This is a genomic window from Ruegeria discodermiae (assembly GCF_030758345.1).
GTDB lineage: Bacteria > Pseudomonadota > Alphaproteobacteria > Rhodobacterales > Rhodobacteraceae > Ruegeria_C.
The window spans coordinates 23,215-40,398 of sequence record NZ_JAVAMO010000008.1 but is presented as its reverse complement, the minus strand read 5'-3'; the positions used below and the strand labels follow the sequence as shown (position 1 = coordinate 40,398).

The 17,184-nt window shown below is 59.9% G+C and carries 15 protein-coding genes; all 15 read right to left on the bottom strand.

Annotation, left to right across the window (positions count from 1 at the left end):
- Positions 1-56: 56 nt before the first annotated feature.
- Genes Q5Y75_RS16865 through Q5Y75_RS16795 form a run of 15 tightly spaced genes read right to left on the bottom strand, consistent with a single transcriptional unit; the run spans position 57 to position 17,181 of the window.
- On the bottom strand, positions 57-905 hold the full coding sequence (locus tag Q5Y75_RS16865; RefSeq protein ID WP_306199563.1) for an N-acyl homoserine lactonase family protein: 849 nt from the start codon (positions 903-905) through the stop codon (positions 57-59).
- Between the two features lie 44 nt (positions 906-949).
- On the bottom strand, positions 950-1,825 hold the full coding sequence (locus Q5Y75_RS16860) for an amidohydrolase family protein (RefSeq protein ID WP_306199561.1): 876 nt from the start codon (positions 1,823-1,825) through the stop codon (positions 950-952).
- Positions 1,822-2,919 (bottom strand): vWA domain-containing protein, encoded by a 1,098-nt coding sequence (locus Q5Y75_RS16855; RefSeq protein WP_306199559.1) that lies wholly within the window; start codon positions 2,917-2,919, stop codon positions 1,822-1,824. The genes Q5Y75_RS16860 and Q5Y75_RS16855 overlap by 4 nt, the downstream gene beginning before the upstream one ends.
- Positions 2,916-3,797 carry an AAA family ATPase gene (locus tag Q5Y75_RS16850; RefSeq protein WP_306199557.1) on the bottom strand — a complete coding sequence of 294 codons (882 nt, stop codon included), beginning with the start codon at positions 3,795-3,797 and terminating at the stop codon, positions 2,916-2,918. Before Q5Y75_RS16850 ends, Q5Y75_RS16855 begins: the two co-directional genes overlap by 4 nt.
- 3 nt (positions 3,798-3,800) lie before the next feature.
- On the bottom strand, positions 3,801-4,823 hold the full coding sequence (locus Q5Y75_RS16845) for a xanthine dehydrogenase family protein molybdopterin-binding subunit (RefSeq protein WP_306199555.1): 1,023 nt from the start codon (positions 4,821-4,823) through the stop codon (positions 3,801-3,803).
- Position 4,824: 1 nt separating this feature from the next.
- Entirely contained in the window at positions 4,825-6,678 is a 1,854-nt protein-coding gene (locus Q5Y75_RS16840; RefSeq protein WP_306199553.1) for a xanthine dehydrogenase family protein molybdopterin-binding subunit, read from the bottom strand.
- Positions 6,675-7,160 carry a (2Fe-2S)-binding protein gene (locus Q5Y75_RS16835; protein ID WP_306199551.1) on the bottom strand — a complete coding sequence of 162 codons (486 nt, stop codon included), beginning with the start codon at positions 7,158-7,160 and terminating at the stop codon, positions 6,675-6,677. Before Q5Y75_RS16835 ends, Q5Y75_RS16840 begins: the two co-directional genes overlap by 4 nt.
- Before the next feature lies 1 nt (position 7,161).
- Positions 7,162-7,959, bottom strand: coding sequence for an FAD binding domain-containing protein (locus Q5Y75_RS16830; RefSeq protein ID WP_306199550.1), 798 nt, complete (start codon positions 7,957-7,959; stop codon positions 7,162-7,164).
- Positions 7,956-8,402, bottom strand: coding sequence for an SRPBCC family protein (locus Q5Y75_RS16825; RefSeq protein ID WP_306199549.1), 447 nt, complete (start codon positions 8,400-8,402; stop codon positions 7,956-7,958). Before Q5Y75_RS16825 ends, Q5Y75_RS16830 begins: the two co-directional genes overlap by 4 nt.
- 1 nt (position 8,403) lies before the next feature.
- Positions 8,404-8,841: an SRPBCC family protein gene (locus Q5Y75_RS16820; protein ID WP_306199547.1), complete on the bottom strand. Its 438-nt coding sequence runs from the start codon at positions 8,839-8,841 to the stop codon at positions 8,404-8,406.
- The gene (locus tag Q5Y75_RS16815; protein WP_306199545.1) at positions 8,842-12,315 is read right to left on the bottom strand and encodes a flotillin family protein; all 3,474 of its coding nucleotides are present in this window, start codon (positions 12,313-12,315) and stop codon (positions 8,842-8,844) included.
- 21 nt (positions 12,316-12,336) lie between these two features.
- The gene (locus tag Q5Y75_RS16810; protein ID WP_306199544.1) at positions 12,337-13,161 is read right to left on the bottom strand and encodes a phosphoenolpyruvate hydrolase family protein; all 825 of its coding nucleotides are present in this window, start codon (positions 13,159-13,161) and stop codon (positions 12,337-12,339) included.
- Positions 13,162-13,164: 3 nt separating this feature from the next.
- Complete coding sequence (locus Q5Y75_RS16805; RefSeq protein WP_306199542.1) at positions 13,165-15,339, bottom strand: ABC transporter permease; 2,175 nt, start codon at positions 15,337-15,339, stop codon at positions 13,165-13,167.
- Positions 15,332-16,123: an ABC transporter ATP-binding protein gene (locus Q5Y75_RS16800; protein WP_306199540.1), complete on the bottom strand. Its 792-nt coding sequence runs from the start codon at positions 16,121-16,123 to the stop codon at positions 15,332-15,334. The genes Q5Y75_RS16805 and Q5Y75_RS16800 overlap by 8 nt, the downstream gene beginning before the upstream one ends.
- On the bottom strand, positions 16,120-17,181 hold the full coding sequence (locus tag Q5Y75_RS16795) for a branched-chain amino acid ABC transporter permease (RefSeq protein ID WP_306199538.1): 1,062 nt from the start codon (positions 17,179-17,181) through the stop codon (positions 16,120-16,122). Before Q5Y75_RS16795 ends, Q5Y75_RS16800 begins: the two co-directional genes overlap by 4 nt.
- Between the last annotated feature and the right edge of the window lie 3 nt (positions 17,182-17,184).

The following is a 17,184-nucleotide window of genomic DNA, read 5'->3' as shown; positions in this document are numbered from 1 at the left end:
GTCCTCGGGGTTGCGGCAGGATCAGGGAGGTAATCCTGCCTCAATGCCTGTTCGGTTTATGCGGGGAACCACTGCCGCGCGGGCAGGCTTTCGGTCATTGGCCCCGGCACGGACATGCCAAGGCGGCCAACAACCTGCTGGTTCTCGATCTTGGCCGGGCGGTCATGCACCGGCAGCAGGAACGTGTAGTTGTTCAGCAGCTTCTTGATCGCGCCCTTTTCCTCGCGCTTGCTGCCTGAGTGGTTGCCCGTGACGCGCGGTTCCATGAAGTTGTTGGTCATCACATGGTTCACGATCTGATCGTTGAAGTCATAAATCACGTCCCCACAGATGCACGCCAACCCTTCGGCGGTTTCCACGATGACGTTCATTGACCCTTCGGTATGGGCTCCGGCCAGTTCGCACCAGACACCCGGAATGATCTCTTCGGCGCCAGTGATTTCCAGATCAAGGAACCGCATCGCCTCGGGCTCGTAAATCCGGTCAACAAGATGCTTGATGTCCGGTTTGGGGTATTGCGGATACATGATGCCCGAGACCGAAAACTCCATTTCTCGCCGGTTCAGGCAGACCGTCGTGTTCATCGGGAACAAATCGTCCTTGCCTGCGTGGTCAATGTGCAAATGGGTATGCAGGATATAGCGGATATCGCCCAGTTTCAGCCCGTGCTTGGCCAGTTGGTTTTCGATCATGTTGTCATGAAATTGCAGCCCGCGCATACCGAGGCTTTCCATGATCGCATTGTCACGATAGCCGGTATCCACCAGAACAGGGTGCGTGCCCCCGAGGATCAAGAACCCATATACCGGAACGCGACGAACGCGACCGCATTCGTGGCCCAACACCAGAAACGAGGTTTCAAGCTCGATATCGCCGTAATCGAGCACATGAATTGTCAATGCCATCTTTGTCTACTCCCTGATGTCACGGGCGCGTGGCCCAACGTTGGTTAAAGCCTGTACACCCGCTGGGCGGTGTCGTGAAAAATCGCCTTCTGCGCCGCATTCGAAAGCTGCGCGGCCCCGGATTGGAAGGCTGCGAATAGATCGCCATAGCTGGTCCAAAGCTTCTCAATTGGATAGTTCGACCCGAACAGACAGCGTCTCGCGCCAAAAATCTGTTCGGTTTCGATGATCATCTCTTTGATGAAAGCGGCGTCGTTACGGTGGATAAACGTTCCGAAAGCCGAGAGTTTCGAGACGACGTTCTCGCATTCGGCCAAACGCCGCATACCATCCCGCCACGCGGCCCAGCCCAAAACCGAGGTGTCTTCAAGCATCCCGGCATGTTGCAGGACAAAGGTCACATCCGGGCAGGCGCGGGCCAGTTTGCTTGCGTCCTCCATCTGCCCGGAAAAGACCTGCAAATCGAAACTCCAACCATAGTCAGCAAGACTGGCGATGTTATTCTGCACTGTGGCATCCGCAGGCAGGTCGCGGCGCGACGCGAACCTATACAGCGGGTTCTCGTGCCAGTGAAACTGTTGCCTTATCCCCCGCATCAGCGGAAAGCTCTTCAGCCGCTCCAGTTGTGGTCGCACATCCTCGACGGTGAAATCCGCATACCCAACAATTCCGTGCGGCCAGCCATGTTGATCGGCCACCGACTGAACCCAGGCTACCTCATCTGCGAATTGGTCAGGAGCCCAATTGGCCTGCACATAGACCGATTTGGTGATCCCGGTGCCCTTGATGTCTGCCAGAAACTCGTCGATCAGATAGTCCCGCTTGATCGCGGCGTAAGGCCCGAAGATACGCGGCTGTTCTGGACCCAGCAGCCACGGCAGGTCGTTTTGTTTCCAGATATGGTGATGGGCGTCGATCATGGCGTGGCCTCAAGATTGAGGACATGAGAGGTAATCGCGGATAACCCTGCGCCATCACCAAACCCGTCAAGCCATGGAAGAACGGCCTGCAACGCCTCGGTTCGTGGTTCGTAGTTTGGATCGTTGGCCAACGGGCTCAGCCACTCCAGCCGCCAGGCCAGACGGGACAGTTTCTGAACCGCGCGGATCATTGCGTCTGGTGCGCCCCGTTCAAGCCCGTCGGACAGAACGATTACCGTTGCGCCACGCGCGAATCCGGCAAAGCGGGGCACCGAAAGGTATGCTTCAAACGCATCCCCGAGCCGGGTGCCGCCATCGAAATCCGCCACAATACGGCTGATCCGAGCCAGAGCTTCGCTTTGCTGTGACAGCTTCAGCGCGGGCGTGATGCGAGTCAGGCGCGTGCCCAGCGTAAACGCCTCGAACCGGTCAGCGGATTGAGCCAGCGTATGGGCGAAGCGCAAGGTAGTGTCGGTCCGGTCCTGCATCGAGCCAGAGACGTCGATCAGCAGGACAATCCTGCGCTGCCTTGTCTTGCGACGCGTCTGAGGCAGTGTGAACACCTCGCCATCGCGTCGAACGGCTTCGCGAAGGGTTTGGCGCATATTCAGCCGGTTCCCGTGACGCGATGGTGTCCACCGATAGGATCGACGCCGTGGCAATCTATGCGGGGCCTGTCGGACAAAGCCGAGCAGCACCGCATCCTCATCCTGTTCATTGAATTGGCGCTGGAACAGGCGTTCGGTTGCAACCGCGTTACCGCCAACGTCGCCGTCGTCTTCAGGCACGTCGATCTCCTGCGTACCGCCCTCGGATTCATAGGCCAGAACCTCGTCGTCCTCGCCCGATGCCGGTGCGCTGACGGCCTGCCCTAGAAAATAAGCACGGAACAACGCGTCGTATTCGGCCATTCGTTCGCGTGGGATCGCCAACATGGCTAGCCCAGCGGCGTGAATATCAGAAATTCCGCGCGGACCCAGCAGCCCGACCGCCTCGATAAAGCCGATGGTCTGGTCCGGCGCCACGGCAAAGCCGTGCTGGCGCAGGATCGCAGGAAATTCGACGAAGGGATATGTGGCTTGGGGCAGGGTCACGCGGCTTCTCCCGGCAGAACACTGCCCAGGTTGGGTTGCATATAGACCAGATCATCGTGATCCTTGAGCGCCACGCCGATAGACCGCAGAAAGGCCTGTGGCCAAGGGGTGCCCTGACTGTGCAACAGCGTAGCGGCCTCGGCCCATTCGATGGCTTCCGCAACACCGGGTGGCTTTGCCAGCGGTTCCTGCCGCAGGCGGCCAACCGCATAGACCACGGCTGCTGCGGTGGCCTGCGCAACGCTCGACGCGCGCGCCATGACGATCTCGGCTTCCAACGCGGGGTCGGGATAGTCGATCCAGTGATAAACGCAGCGCCGCCGCAAAGCCTCGTGCAGGTCCCGGGTTCGGTTCGAGGTCAGCACAACGATGGGATGCTGCTGGGCGCGGATGGTTCCAGTCTCGGGGATCGAAATCGAGAAATCGGACAGGAATTCCAGCAGAAAGGCTTCGAACTCATGGTCCGAGCGGTCGATTTCATCAATCAGCAGCAGCGTATCTGTCGGACTGCGCAGAGCGGCCAGCAATGGGCGTTCCAGAAGGAACTCGTCACTGTAAATATTGAGATAGTTGTCACCCGCCTGCCGGATCGCCAGCATTTGACGCGGATAGTTCCATTCACAAATGGCTGAGGCTGCGTCGATCCCCTCGAAACACTGCAACCTTGTGACCGCACGTGACACAACGGCGGCGATGGCCTTGGCGGCTTCGGTCTTGCCCACACCTGGCGCGCCCTCCAGCAGCAGAGGTTTCCCCAGCGCCAAGGCCAGATAGGCGGCAGTGGCGAGGCCCTCATCAGCCAAGTATTGCGCGCCTTGCAGGGCGTGCTGCAACTCTGCTGGGCTGGAAATGCCGGATATCGAGGGGCGGACGGGCATGGATCAGAGCGCCCCTTTGGGCTGCGCCCCGCCATTGTTCTGAATGCCTCGCAGGATTTTTTCGGGCGTGATCGGCAGCCTGTCACAGCGCACACCCACGGCGTCGTAGATCGCGTTGGCAACCGCGGGGAGAACCGGATTGGCACACATCTCACCCGGTCCCTTGCCGCCATAGGGGGCATCCTCGGCCGGGCGCTCCAGAACCGCGATGTTGTGCGTAGCGACATCGCCGGGGCTAGGTTGCAGGTATTCGACGAAATCGCCGGGAGCGTGGCTGCGGTCCGGGTAGTAAGGCTCTGTGGTTTCATAGAGCGCGTGGCTGATCCCCATCCAAGCCCCGCCAATCAACTGCTGTTCGACCAGCTTCTCATTCAGTGCGCGGCCCACTTCATAGGCTGAGTTGATCTCGATCACGGTGACCTCTCCGGTCTCGTCATCTACCTCAAGATCAACCACCAGTGCGGCATGTGCAAAGCAGGTTACCGGGGACATCTCGCCGGTGTTTGGATCGGCTTCGGACGGAGGAATGAGAAAGATGCCGCGGCCCGACAAAGTGCGTCCCTGTTTGAATTGGGCGGCAATGGCCGTGTCCTCAATGGTGATAGCGCGGCTGGGCGCGCCTTTGACTTGGATATTGCCGTGACCGTCGGTTTCCAGGTCGCTGGCATTGACCTCAAGCTCATCGGCGGCGGCATCCAGCATGGCGCGTCGCGCTTCGGTTGCGGCGCGGATCACTGCATTGCCCATCCGATGCGTGCCGCGCGAGGCAAAGCTGCCCATATCATGCGGCCCGGTATCGCTGTCGGCGGTGTCGACATAGACATCCGCGATGGGCACCCCAAGCGCCTCGGCTGCGATCTGACGGGTGACGGATTTCATGCCCTGGCCCAGATCGATGGCCGAGAGCGTCACCATGAACTTTCCATCCGGCGTCGCGTGAACCAGCGCCTGGCTTGGGTCGCCGCCCAGATTCATGCCGATAGGGTAGTTGATGCAGGCAAAGCCGCGACCTTTGTGAACGGTCATCTCAACGCCTCCTCGTGCCGGAGATGAAACTGGATACACCGGGCCGTTTCACACCGCGTTGAAAGGGTTTGTCCGGGCGATACGGTGTAGACTGAGCGGGCGACGCTTCCGTTGGGTCGGCAAAAGCCGATTGTGGTCGCGTTGGTTGCGGGGCGGCCGGGACAGGCGCGGGAGGGGGTGTCAACGGTTGCGGCGTAGGTATTGGCGGTGGAGTCGGTTGTACAGGGCGCGGCGGCTCAACCGGCGCGGCTGTCCCGGCGGCTTGCGAAACCGAATGACCGATCCGGGTCGGATCGATCTGCATTTCGGGATCCTGCACCTCGGCTGCGACCACGGCTTCGCCGCGCGTGCCCGCGGGAACGCGACCGCGATTGGTCGCCCCACCAAAAGGCTCGGTTGGTATCTCTCGCTGCCGCCGGTCGCCAATACGGCCCATATCGTCGGTGATGGTCTCGGGGATATCGGCGCGTTCTCCTATCCCGCCGCCTTCGCTGCTTTTGGCGGCTGATGCCTCTGCGGACAGTGGTACCCCGGCTTTTTGCGCCGCAACCTGACAGCATTCGATCAAGGCAGTGTTCTTGGCCAACCGGCGGTGGGCCTTCATATCCCCGTCGCGATAGGCGTTCAGAATGCGCAATTCGATCGGGTTCATCCCAACCGTTTCGGCCACCTTGTCCATATGGCATTCGATCGCAAAATCGACGCCGGTAATGCCAAAGCCGCGCATCGCTGTGGCGGGCGTGCGGTTGGTGTAGACGCAATAGACGTTCGAGGCGACATTTGGGATTGTGTATGGTCCGGGCAAGTGGCCGGAACCCTTGATGATGGCGTAAGAAGACAGCCGGGTGTAGGCGCCGCTGTCAAAGAAGCCGGTGAATTCACGCGCGACGATCCGCCCGTCCCGCATCACCCCATCGCGCAGCCGCCACCGCTCGGCGCCCCGTGGGGCACCAACCCGCATCTCTTCCGTTCGATCCCAAGTGTATTTCACCGGGGATCCGGTCAAGACAGCGCCCAGAACCGCCAGCGGTTCGTGATGGCTGTCGACCTTGCCGCCAAAACCACCACCGACTGTGCCGCCGATGAAGTGCAGGCGGGATGACGGCATGTCCAACTGCTTGGCCGTGGTTCCAAGAGAAAAGAACAGCGCCTGCGTCGAGGTGTGGCAGACGAAACGGCCATTCTGTTCCGGTGCAGCGATGGCCCCACAAGTTTCCACCGGAGCCTGTTCGATGGGTGACATCTGGTATTCACCCTCGACGACGAAGTCTGCCTTTTCGATTGCAGCTTCCACATCGCCAAAGCGCAGTTTCTGGTGGTCGTAGAGGGCGTGATAGTCGAAGGTGTTGTTCGGATATTCTGGATTCACGACCGGCGCATCCGGTATCAGTGCCTCTTCGACATCCAGCACGTGGGGCAGCTCTTCCCAGTCCACGCGCACAGCGTGCACCGCATCACGGGCCTGACGCTCGGTCTCGGCTACAATCGCCAATATCGGCTCGCCCATATAAGAAACCTTGTCGGTACTCAGTAACTGTTCATCATCGCGCCCGAAATTGATCAGCGACAACAATGTATTTATATTGTGCGGCACGTCCTGCGGCCGGATGATCCGGCGCACTCCGGGCATACGCTCTGCCGCCGAAAAATCCACTGAACGGATACGGGCATGGTGATGGGGCGACCGGACACAACGCATGTGCAACAGACCGTCGAACAGATAATCGTCGTAAAATCTGGTCCGTCCCGTGACATGGCCGATGATATCCTGCCGGATTGTCGGTTTGCCGATCTCGTTCAGATCGTCGTCACGCTCATCTGCGAACAGGTCTTTTCGGAACTCGATACTGCTCATGCGCTGATCCTCCCGCGCAGTTCGGCGGCGGCGGTCAGGATGGCGTTGATGATCGGTTCATATCCGGTGCAGCGGCAGATATTGCCTGCGATTGCCTCCGTCACCTGTTCACGCGTGGGCGACGGGTTTGCGTCCAGCAGGGCCTTGGCGGCCATCAGCATGCCGGGTGTGCAGAACCCGCATTGGGCAGCAAACCCTTCGACAAAGGCCTTTTGTAGCGGGTGCAGTTGCGGGCCATTTGCAAGGCTGGTCGCGGTCTCCACACGTTTGCCCTCCACGGTTTCCGCCAAAGTCAGACATGCCAGATGGGTTTCACCGTCAATCATGACGGTGCAGGCTCCACACCCGCCCTGGGCACAGCCCAGTTTCGGCGCCAGATCGCCAGCCTCGCGCCGGATTACGTCTAGCAGGTTGGCGCCGCCATTAACGAAAACGCCGGTTTCGGTGCCGTTCAGGGTGAATTGGACCGGGGATTTGGTCATCTCAACTCTCCTTACCCAGCAAAAGCCTGCGCAAATGCACAGGCGCGACCGCGCGCCGATACCAGCCCGACGCAAGGGAGTCGTCGCTCGGGTCCAGCCCGTTCAGACAGGTATCCAACGCGCGCTGGATGCCGGTTGCATCCAGGCTTGCGCCCTCTAGCGCCTGTTCGGCCTCCTTGGCGCGCAGCGGTGTTGGCCCCATAGCGCCAAACGCAATGCGCGCTTCGGTGATGCGGCTGCCACCTGGCAAGGTAGCGGCGATTGACAACACGGATGCTCCTTTGGGTTTGGTTCGGGTGACCTTGCGAAACCGGAATACCCCATGCGCGGGCCGAGGCAGCAGAATGGCCGCAACGATGCCGCGCTGGCTGTCTCGCTGGGCGTAAAACCTCTCAATCGGAAGACTCTGGCCGTCCGACATTTGTACATTGGCATCCAGCGCCAGCAGGGCAGTTCCGAAATCGCCGTAAGGTGGACGAACGAACAAGTTGCCCCCAGCGGTCGCCATATTGCGAATTGCCGGGCCGCCGACCAACCGCGCCACCGGGGCCAGAAAATCGGTGCTGGAGGACGCCATGATCTGAGACATCGTGACGCCTGCACCGATGCTGATCTGGTTGCCTTCGTTGCGGATGCCCCGCAGAGCGGCATCGGTACTGCGCACCACGCGGTTGTAATCCTGCGCGCCGTAGTTGATGCCGCGCACAACCATCGTTCCACCCCCCAGGAACTGCGTTTTGTCCCGCATGGCTGACGTCGCTTCGGCAAGGGTTGCGTAGGTTTCGACCGTGATGCTCATGCTGCCTCCAGACCCATATGGCTGCGGATCGCGTTGAATCCGGCGCTGTAGATATTGTCGCCAACCATGGTCGCCAGTTCCTCTTGCTGTCCGGCAGGAGTGTCGAAACGGCTTTCCCACTCCCAAAACGTGCGATCCCCGTCGGTGACCGGGAAAAGGCAGCAATGGGCAACGTAGTTGAACAGCGGGATCGGGGTGTCGAGCAGACAGTAGCTGAAGCTTTGCTCTATATCCGAAAGCGTCAAAAGCTGCTCGCGAAGTTCCGAGCCGTCTTCCAGACGGAAGCAGCGCACACAGCCGACGCGGTCAGCGGCATTGCCCCGTTCGATGTGGCTGCTGGCCACGGCAGGATGCCACTGGTCATGCCCGTTGAAGTCGCGAATGACCTGCCAAACCGCCTCGACTGGGGCGTCCAGAACGGTGCTACGAACCACCCGGACCATCTCAACCCCCGAAATGCCGCTTCAACGCGTCAAAGCCGCCCTGAAACACATTGGTTGAGATGCCGTTTACGAGATCCTCTTCGTTTGAAGGGTCGCATTCGAACTCGGCAGACCATTCGATGAAACAGCGGTCCCCATCGCTGATGGGCGTCAGACGCAGCGTGGCCACATACTCCGACAACGGCATTGGCCCCTCTAGCATCGAGTAGCTGCAGAACATGTCATAATCGGAGAGACCAACCAGTTGTTCGCGGATATTGTCGCCGTTCTGCAGGTTGAAGTTGCGAATGCAGCCAACCTTGTCCGAGGGCAGCGCATCTTCGATCCGACTCTCCCGAATGCGCGGATGCCAGCGAGGCAGGGCGTTAAAGTCGCGAACCCGTTCCCAGACCTTTGCAGCGCTGGCGTCAATCACAGAGGATACGTAGACACGCGGCATCTATTTCTTCCCCTCGTTTGACTTACCGTCACCCTGGCCTTTCAACCGTTTGGCCTCATTCCCGGCGCGGGCCAGATCCTGCGCATCCCGCAAAACGCTGGATTTCGCCAGGTTCGAGCCATTGACGCCGATATCCGACAGTAAGCTGTCGATCATCGGGGCCTGAACGCGATAGCGCAGGGCCGAGTTGATCACCTCGTCGGTAGGGCTGCCGCCGTCGCCAGCACCGCTGCCGGATCCTCCTGACCCGCCATTGCCCATGCCCAGACCGGCTGTGCCGTTGCCGCCCAATTGCATGATCTTGATCTCGTCGATCTTCTCCAGCGGCTTGACGCTCGCGGCGACGATACCCTCGACATGTTCCAGCATCTTGCGCTTGAATAGTGAGTGGCGGGCCGCGTCGGTAAGCACGTTCTCGGCTTCATTGATAAGCTTCTGGGCCTCGGCCTCGACAGCAGCGCGAACTTGTTCGGCCTCGGCGGCGATGCGTTTCTCTGCTGCTTCCTTCTCGGCCAAGACCACATCGACTGATTTGCGGCGCGCGGCCTCTTCTGTCTCTTTGGCGGTGACAACCTTTTCAGCAGCCTCGGCCGCTCGGGCGCGGGCAACATCGGCCTCTGCTGCTGCCGCACTTTCCTCAAGCGACTTCTGATAGAGCGTGATGGCCTTGTCCATCGCCGCTTCTTCGACTGTCTTTTCGCGCTCGATCTCCAGCTTGCGGCGTTCGGTTTGGTGTCCGATCCGGGCATCGTCCAATCCGCGTTCCGAGGCGATCTGAGCGCGCTCGACCTCTTCCTGGCTGGCAATCTCGGCCTCGCGCAGCGCCTGAACTCGGGCAATCTCCAACTGCTCCAACATCTTTTTGCGTTCCAGCTTTTTTGCGTCGAGCTCTTGCTCGGCAAGGATGCGTTCGGCGTCGACCGTTTTCTCCTTGGCAACCTTGGCGGCTTCGATGGCTTCGTCCGCAGCGATCTGGGCGGCGTCCAGCGCCTTGTTGCGTTCGATTTCGAGGCTGCGGATCTTTTTGTCCCGCGCGATCTTGTCGACGCTGGTATCTGCCTCTTTCTCAATGCGTTGACTTTCGACCAGACGGCGCGAACTGATCTCGGCCGCTTCAATTGCCTCATCCTTTTCGATCTCGCGTGACCGAACCTCGGTATCCTTGGCGATTTCGGCAGCCCGCGTTCTGATCTCTTCTGAAATGCGGGCGGCGCTGACCTCCTCCTGAGCCGAGATGTTGGCGACATCAACGGCGCGGTTGCGGGCAATCTCGCGTTCACGCAGGTCCTGCTCATAAGCGATACGCTCTGCTGCAACCTTCTTTTCCTTGGCGATACGTGCAGCTTCGGTGGCTTCGGCCTTGGCAATCTCGGCCTCTTCCACCGCTTTCGCGCGGGCGACGTCCCGCTCGCGGGTACGCTCTTCGCTTTCGATCCGCTTCAGGGCGAGCTTGGCCTCTTTGGCGATGCGCGCCGCATCAACGGCCTCGGTCGAGGCAACCTCAGCCTCTTCCACAGCACGGTTGCGTGCGATCTCCAACTCACGGGTTTCTTTTTCATAGGCAATCCGCTCGGCCGTGGTGGCCTTTTCCTGTGCGATGCGCTTGGCCTCGGTCGCTTCTTTTGCGGCGATCTGGGCGGCATCCAATGCAGCGGCTTTTTGCACCTCGCGCTCTTCGGTGGCTTCCGAGGCAGCGATGCGGTCAAAGGCGACCTGCTTGTCTTGCGCGATGCGGGCTTTTTCCACCGCTTCACGGCTGGCAATCTCGGCCTCGTCCACCGCCTGATTGCGGGCAATCTCAAGCGCGCGCACACGCTCTTCCTGCGCGATCCGTGATTTTGAGGTTTCCTCCGCGGCGGCGATCTGCGCTTCATCCAGTGTTTTCTGCCGTTCGATTTCTAACGCACGGGTGGCCTGCTCGGCTGATATCCGTTCGGCGCTGAGCGTCTTTTCACGCGCAATACGGGCGGCCTCGGTGGCTTGCTGCGAGGCTATCTCTGCTTCTTCCAGCACCTTCTGGCGCTCGATCTCAAGCGCGCGTGTATCGCGATCTGAGGCGATGCGTTCCGCATTTACGGTCTTCTCTTGAGCGATCCGCAATTTCTCGGCAGCCTCGCGGCTGGCGATTTCGGATTCCTGCACAGCCAGATTGCGCGCGATTTCACGTTCTTTGGTCGCCTGATCAAGGGCGATCCGTTCTTCTGTAATGACCTTTTCCTGCGCGATCCGGGCACGTTCGACCACCTCGCGGGCAGAGATATCGGCCTCGTCCACGATGCGCTGACGCTCGATTTCCTGCGCCTGAGTTTCACGATCCTTGGAAATTCGCGCTTCGGTGACGGCCTTTTCCTGCGCGATACGGGCCTTTTCGATGGCCTCATTTGCTGCGATCTCGGCCGCGTCGGTTTCTTTCTTGGTTTTGATCCGCTCCGAGGTCAGTGTTTTTTCCTGGCCTATTCGGGCTTTTTCGATGGCTTCGCGGGTCGAGATTTCAGCCTCATCCACGACTTTCTGACGCTCGATCTCTTGCTGACGGATGTCACGTTCGGAGGCAATACGGGCTTCGGCGATCTGATGTTCGTTGGAAATCCGCGCTGTCTCGATGGCCTCACGTGACGACAGCGTCGCCTGTTCCGCCTCCTTCTCGCGTTCCGAGCGCTCACGGGCCAATTCCGCCTTTTGCTGAGCGCGGCGGAATTCGATCTCGCGTTCCTGTTCCAGCCGGGCCTGTTCGCTTTCCTTCTCGATATCCAGCGATTGCTTTTCAGCTTCAAGATTGCGCTCGCGGATGCGGATCATCGCATCTTGCTCGATGTCGTTGCGCAGTTTGCGGCGCTCTTCGATTGACTCGATGACTTTGGTCAGGCCTTGGGCATCAAAGGTATTGGACGGGTTGAAATACTCGATATCCGTCTGGTCGATATCGGTGACGGCGACGCTTTCCAGTTCCAGACCGTTCTTGTCCAACCCACTCTGCGCGGCATCCAGAACGCGGGCAACATAGTCGTTTCGGTTCTCGTGCAGCTCTTCCATCGTCATTTCGCTGGCGACCGTGCGCATTGCGCTGACGAATTTACCTTCGAGCAAGGCATGCAGCCGCTCCGGTTCCAGCGCGCGGCGACCCAGCGTAGCAGCAGCGAGGCTAACGGCATCCGCAGTCTGGGCGACGCGGACATAAAATTCAGCATCCACATCAACGCGCATCCGGTCCTTGGTGATCAGCGCATCATCACGGTCCCGCGTTACCGCCAGTTGCATCGAGTTCATGTTGACCGGCGTGATGTCGTGAATGATCGGCCAGACAAAGGCGCCACCATCAATGACAACTTTTTCACCAAGAAAACCTGTCCGGACAAAGGCAACCTCTTTGGTCGAACGACGGTAGAGCCAATGCATCACCCAGTAGAGGATAAAGATCACGATCACTGCAACGATCAGCCACAGGATCAATTGTCCGATGATTTGCCCGGTCATCTTGTGTTCCTCCTTTCGGCCTTAGCGGCCGATCCTCTTGAATTCCGCTGTCTTGGCGGTCAAAGCGACCTCGGTCGGCAGACGCTCCATCGAGGAGGCGCCATAGAAGCCGTGGCAGTTTTTGGAATTTTTCAGGACGTAATCGGCGTCCTCGGGGGTGGCGACCGGTCCGCCATGCACCAACACGATGGCATTCGAATTTACCGCCAAAGCCGCCGCGGCCCAGGCATCTGTCAGCGCCGGGGCCTGGTCCAATGTGACGGCCGTTTCTGCCCCGATGCTGCCCCCGGTCGTCAGGCCAAGATGCACGACGATGATGTCGGCACCGGCCTTCGCCATCGCTTCAGCATCTTCTTCGGAAAACACATAGGGCGTCGTCAGCAGGTCCTTTTGATGGGCCATGGCGATCATGTTGATCTCATGGTCATACCCCATGCCGGTTTCTTCCAGATTGGACCGGAAATTGCCGTCGATCAGCCCTACGGTCGGAAAGTTCTGCACGCCCGAAAAGCCGGCGGCTTTCACGTCGTCCAGAAACTTGTCCATCAGGCGAAACGGGTCGGTGGCGCAGACACCGGCAAGAACCGGTGTGTTCTTGACCACGGGCAGAACCTCGCCCGCCATTTCCATCACCACGCCATTGGCATCGCCATAAGGCATCAGCCCGGCCAGAGATCCGCGCCCGGCCATGCGATAGCGACCGGAATTGTAGATTACGATCAGATCAATGCCGCCTGCCTCTTCGCATTTTGCGGACAGGCCCGTACCGGCACCACCGCCGATGATCGGCTCACCCTCGGCCACCATCTTGCGATATTTCGCCATCAGTTCAGAGCGGTCATACATGGCTTACTCTCCTGAGGTTTTGCGCCGGGCACCGCCGTGGAATGTCCGGAAGGTTTGAACGACAAGATCCGCAAATTCGGGATCGTTGATGTTATGGGGCACCCGCACCAACTGACGGGTGGAATTCTGGCGCACGGTTTCTTCCAGCGCTCTGAAAAGCGCGGCATTGGCCTCGGGGTCCCAGAACGCCTGACCAGGGGCATCTAGCAGCGACACGCCGCCCTCGGGCAGGAAAAAGCGCACAGGCCCGGACATCTCGTTTAGTCTCTCTCCGATCCAGCGCCCCATCCGGGTGTTTTCCTCGGCCGTGGTGCGCATCAGGGTGATCTGGGGGTTGTGTTCATAGAACAGCCGGTCCCGGTATCGGGCGGGCACGGTTTCGGGGGCGTTGAAATTCACCATGTCGAGCGCGCCGCAGGCACCGATATAAGGCAGCCCTGCGCGGATCGAGGCACCAAAGCGATCTTCGTTCGCTGCAAATACGCCGCCTGCCACCATGTCGCAGATCTCGGTTGTGGTCAGGTCGAGAACGGCGCTCAGCATGCCGCTATCCAGTAGCTTTTCCATCGACCGCCCACCGGTTCCGGTGGCATGGAAGACCAGACAGTCATAGTCTTCTTCGATCGCTTGCGAGACCATCTGCACGCAAGGTGTCGTCACCCCGAACATGGTCATCCCGACCGCTGGTTTGTCGATATGATGGGGCTGCACCAACCGCCGCCCCTTGACCATGCCAGCCAACGCATGTGCACCGTTGCCAAGCACCTCACGCGTGATCGAGTTGATGCCCTGCACATCGGCAACCGAGTGCATCATGGTGATGTCCGACGGTCCGACATATTGCTCGGTATTGCCGCTGGCGACGGTCGAGATCAGCATCTTGGGGATACCGACAGGCAGGCTACGAAAAGCAGGCGCGACCAAAGCTGTTCCGCCCGAACCACCCGCGCCGATCACACCGGCCACATCATGCTGGTGTGCCATCCAGCGTTCGAAGGCCAGCGTCATCCCGGCCACCGCCGTGCCGCGATCTCCGGTAAAGACCCCACTGACCCCGCGCGGGTGAAACCCGGCAACGGTATGAGGTGGCACTTCAGCCCCGGACGGTTTCCCCGAGGTAGACAGATCGACCAGCCGTACCGCCAGCCCCTCGGCCCGAATAATGTCACGCATGAAGCGCAGCTCGGGGCCTTTGGTGTCGAGTGTCCCGCAGACGAGGATCGTGCCAGCGCCCCGCTGACGAGGCTGAACAGAAATGGTGGCTCCTGCAGAGGAGACGGCAGCAGGGGCGGGCGTCACCGTCCTAGCGGTACCTTCGATAATTCGCACGGGCACATGCCGCGACCAGCGCGTTGGCGTCGATGGGTTGGACATGTATATGCGGGTGACTGCGCCGCGGTGCTGCTCTTCCCCCTTCGCCTCGCGTTGCGGCGTGGCGTCGGGTGTCTCATCATGGGCATGTCGGCCAACGCCAAGCATTGCCTGCTGCAAGTCGCGGTCAGCAGCGAGAACCCCGCTATCCATGATACGGTCGATCTGACCGTTGACCATGATGCCGACGCTTTCGGCCACGGCGCAGGCGACGCCGATATTCTGTTCGATCACCAGAACTTCGATGTCGCCTTCCTGACCCAGCCGGACCAGCATATCTTCGACTTGTTGCACGATTACTGGGGCGAGCCCCTCGGTCGGCTCATCCATCACCAGCAGCTTCGGGTTCAGCAGCAGTGCACGGGCAATCGCCAGCATCTGCTGTTCACCACCAGACAATTGCGCGCCGCCATTGGATTTGCGTTCTGCCAGACGCGGGAAGGTCGAATAGATGCGCTCAACGCTCCAGGCGGCATCCCGTTTGGCGACAAGTCTTAAATGCTCATCAACCGTCAAAGACCGCCACAACCGCCGACCTTGTGGAACATATCCGACCCCGAGACGGGCAATTTCAGCCGGGGTCTTTCCCACGAGCGACTGACCGCCAAACGAAATGTCGCCTGATGCGACCGGGACTAGCCCCATGATCGCCTGACACAAGGTGGTCTTGCCCATCCCGTTGCGTCCGACCACGGACAGAACACCGCGCCCCAGCCGCAGATCAACCCCCTGAAGCGCATGGGAATGCCCGTAATAGACATTCAGATCGCGCACTTCCAGCGCCGGAGGGCCGCCGCGCTCAGCCATCAACTCCTCCCAGGTAAAGCGCCTGAACTTCGGGGTCTTCTTCGATCTCGGCGGGTTTGCCTTCTTTGAAGATCTGTCCGTTATGCATCATCGTCACGCTTTCGGCGACGCGCAGGGCAACATCCATGTCATGTTCGATGATGATGTACCCCATATGGCCGGGTAGACCGTTCAGAATCTCGACCAGTTCGCGCCGTTCGGTGGGCGACAATCCGGCGGCAGGTTCGTCAAACAGGATGAAGCGGGGTGCTCCGGCCAGTGCCACGGCAATTTCAAGCTGTCGCTGCTGGCCATAGGACAGGTTCGAGACAATCGTGTCGCGCTCATCCGAGAGGTGGACCATGTCCACCAGGTTATCGGCGGCAGCGACCAGCGCGTCGTTGCGCCGAGGACGCAAGAAGGAAAAACGGCTGCGCGATACGCCCACACAGGAAAGATAAATGTTGTCGCGCACGCTGAGCCCGGTGAACAAAAGCGAAATCTGATAGGTACGGCGCAGACCCCGCCGGATGCGCTCATGCGGTGGAAAGGCCGAGATATCCTCGCCAAAAAACCGAATGCTGCCGGAGGTCGCCAGAAAATCCCCGGTGATGCAGTTAAAGAGGGTTGTCTTTCCCGCCCCGTTCGAGCCCAGAACCGCGCGGCGTTCGCCGGGCTTAACAGAAATGTTGATGTCCTGCAGGGCCGCCAGCGCACCAAATAGTTTCGAAACGCCGCGCAACTCCAGCGCATTGGCCGTGCCGGTCGCGTTGAGCCGTTCCGAAACAGAGACAGGCGCATTCATGGCGCATCCCCTCCGCGATCGACCAGCGGGTCTTTGTTTCGGCTTTCCTTCCACTTTTCCCACAGGCCGAGGATGCCATCGGGAGACCAGAACACGATGACCAGAAAGCCAAGACCGATCAGCAACTGAAACCGCTCACCCGACAGGCCCAAAGCGACCAGCGCATCGAGTGCAAAAGTCTTAAGGATTACGTAGATGAAGGCTCCGATGAAGGCCCCGATCGGGTGGCGCATCCCGCCGATCACCGCCACAACCAGAATGTCGATGGCTGGCCCGATGCCTGCAGTGCCGGGCGAAATCTGGGCCGATTGCCAAGTGAGAAGAATGCCCCCGATCCCAGCGAGCAGCGCGGCAAAGGCATAGGCGGCCACCCGATGCGCCGTCGCATTGTAGCCCAGAGCGGACATGCGGCGCTGGTTGTCGCGCACGCCTTGCAGCGCGAGGCCAAAGGGGGCCCGCGAGATGTAAAGCACCGCGAAGTAGCACAGAGCGGCCCAGAACAATGTCAGGTAGTAGAACGCAATCGGACCACGCCAGTCGACGCCGAAAAGCTGCGGCGGCAGTACACCGTTGAAACCGGAAAACCCGTTGAAAATAACATAGTTTTGCCGGGTGAAGTAGAAAAAGGCGGCGGCAATCGCCAGCGTGATCATGATGGTGTAGATGCCTTCGGTGCGCACCGCCAACCAACCGATCAGCGTGCCCAGCAAGACGGCAATGATCAACGCGAAGGGAATCGCCACAAACCATGGCCAACCCATCGAAATGCCGGTGATCGCGCTGGACCCGAAGATGGCGATCATATAGCCCGCGCAGCCTGCGATGGTCATCTGCGCCATGCTGACCATACCGCCATAGCCGCCCAGAAACATCAAACTGAGAGCAATGATTCCCAGAATGAAGGTCCAACCGAAAATCTGGAACAGCACGAAGTTCGAGGCGAAGGTGGGCATGACAAGCAAGACAAACCCGACCAGCCAATAGGCGGCCGGTATCCGTTCGAACCACGTTTTTGGTTCGATTGCCACGGCCCCTATCTTATCCTCGATCACCGCCATTGC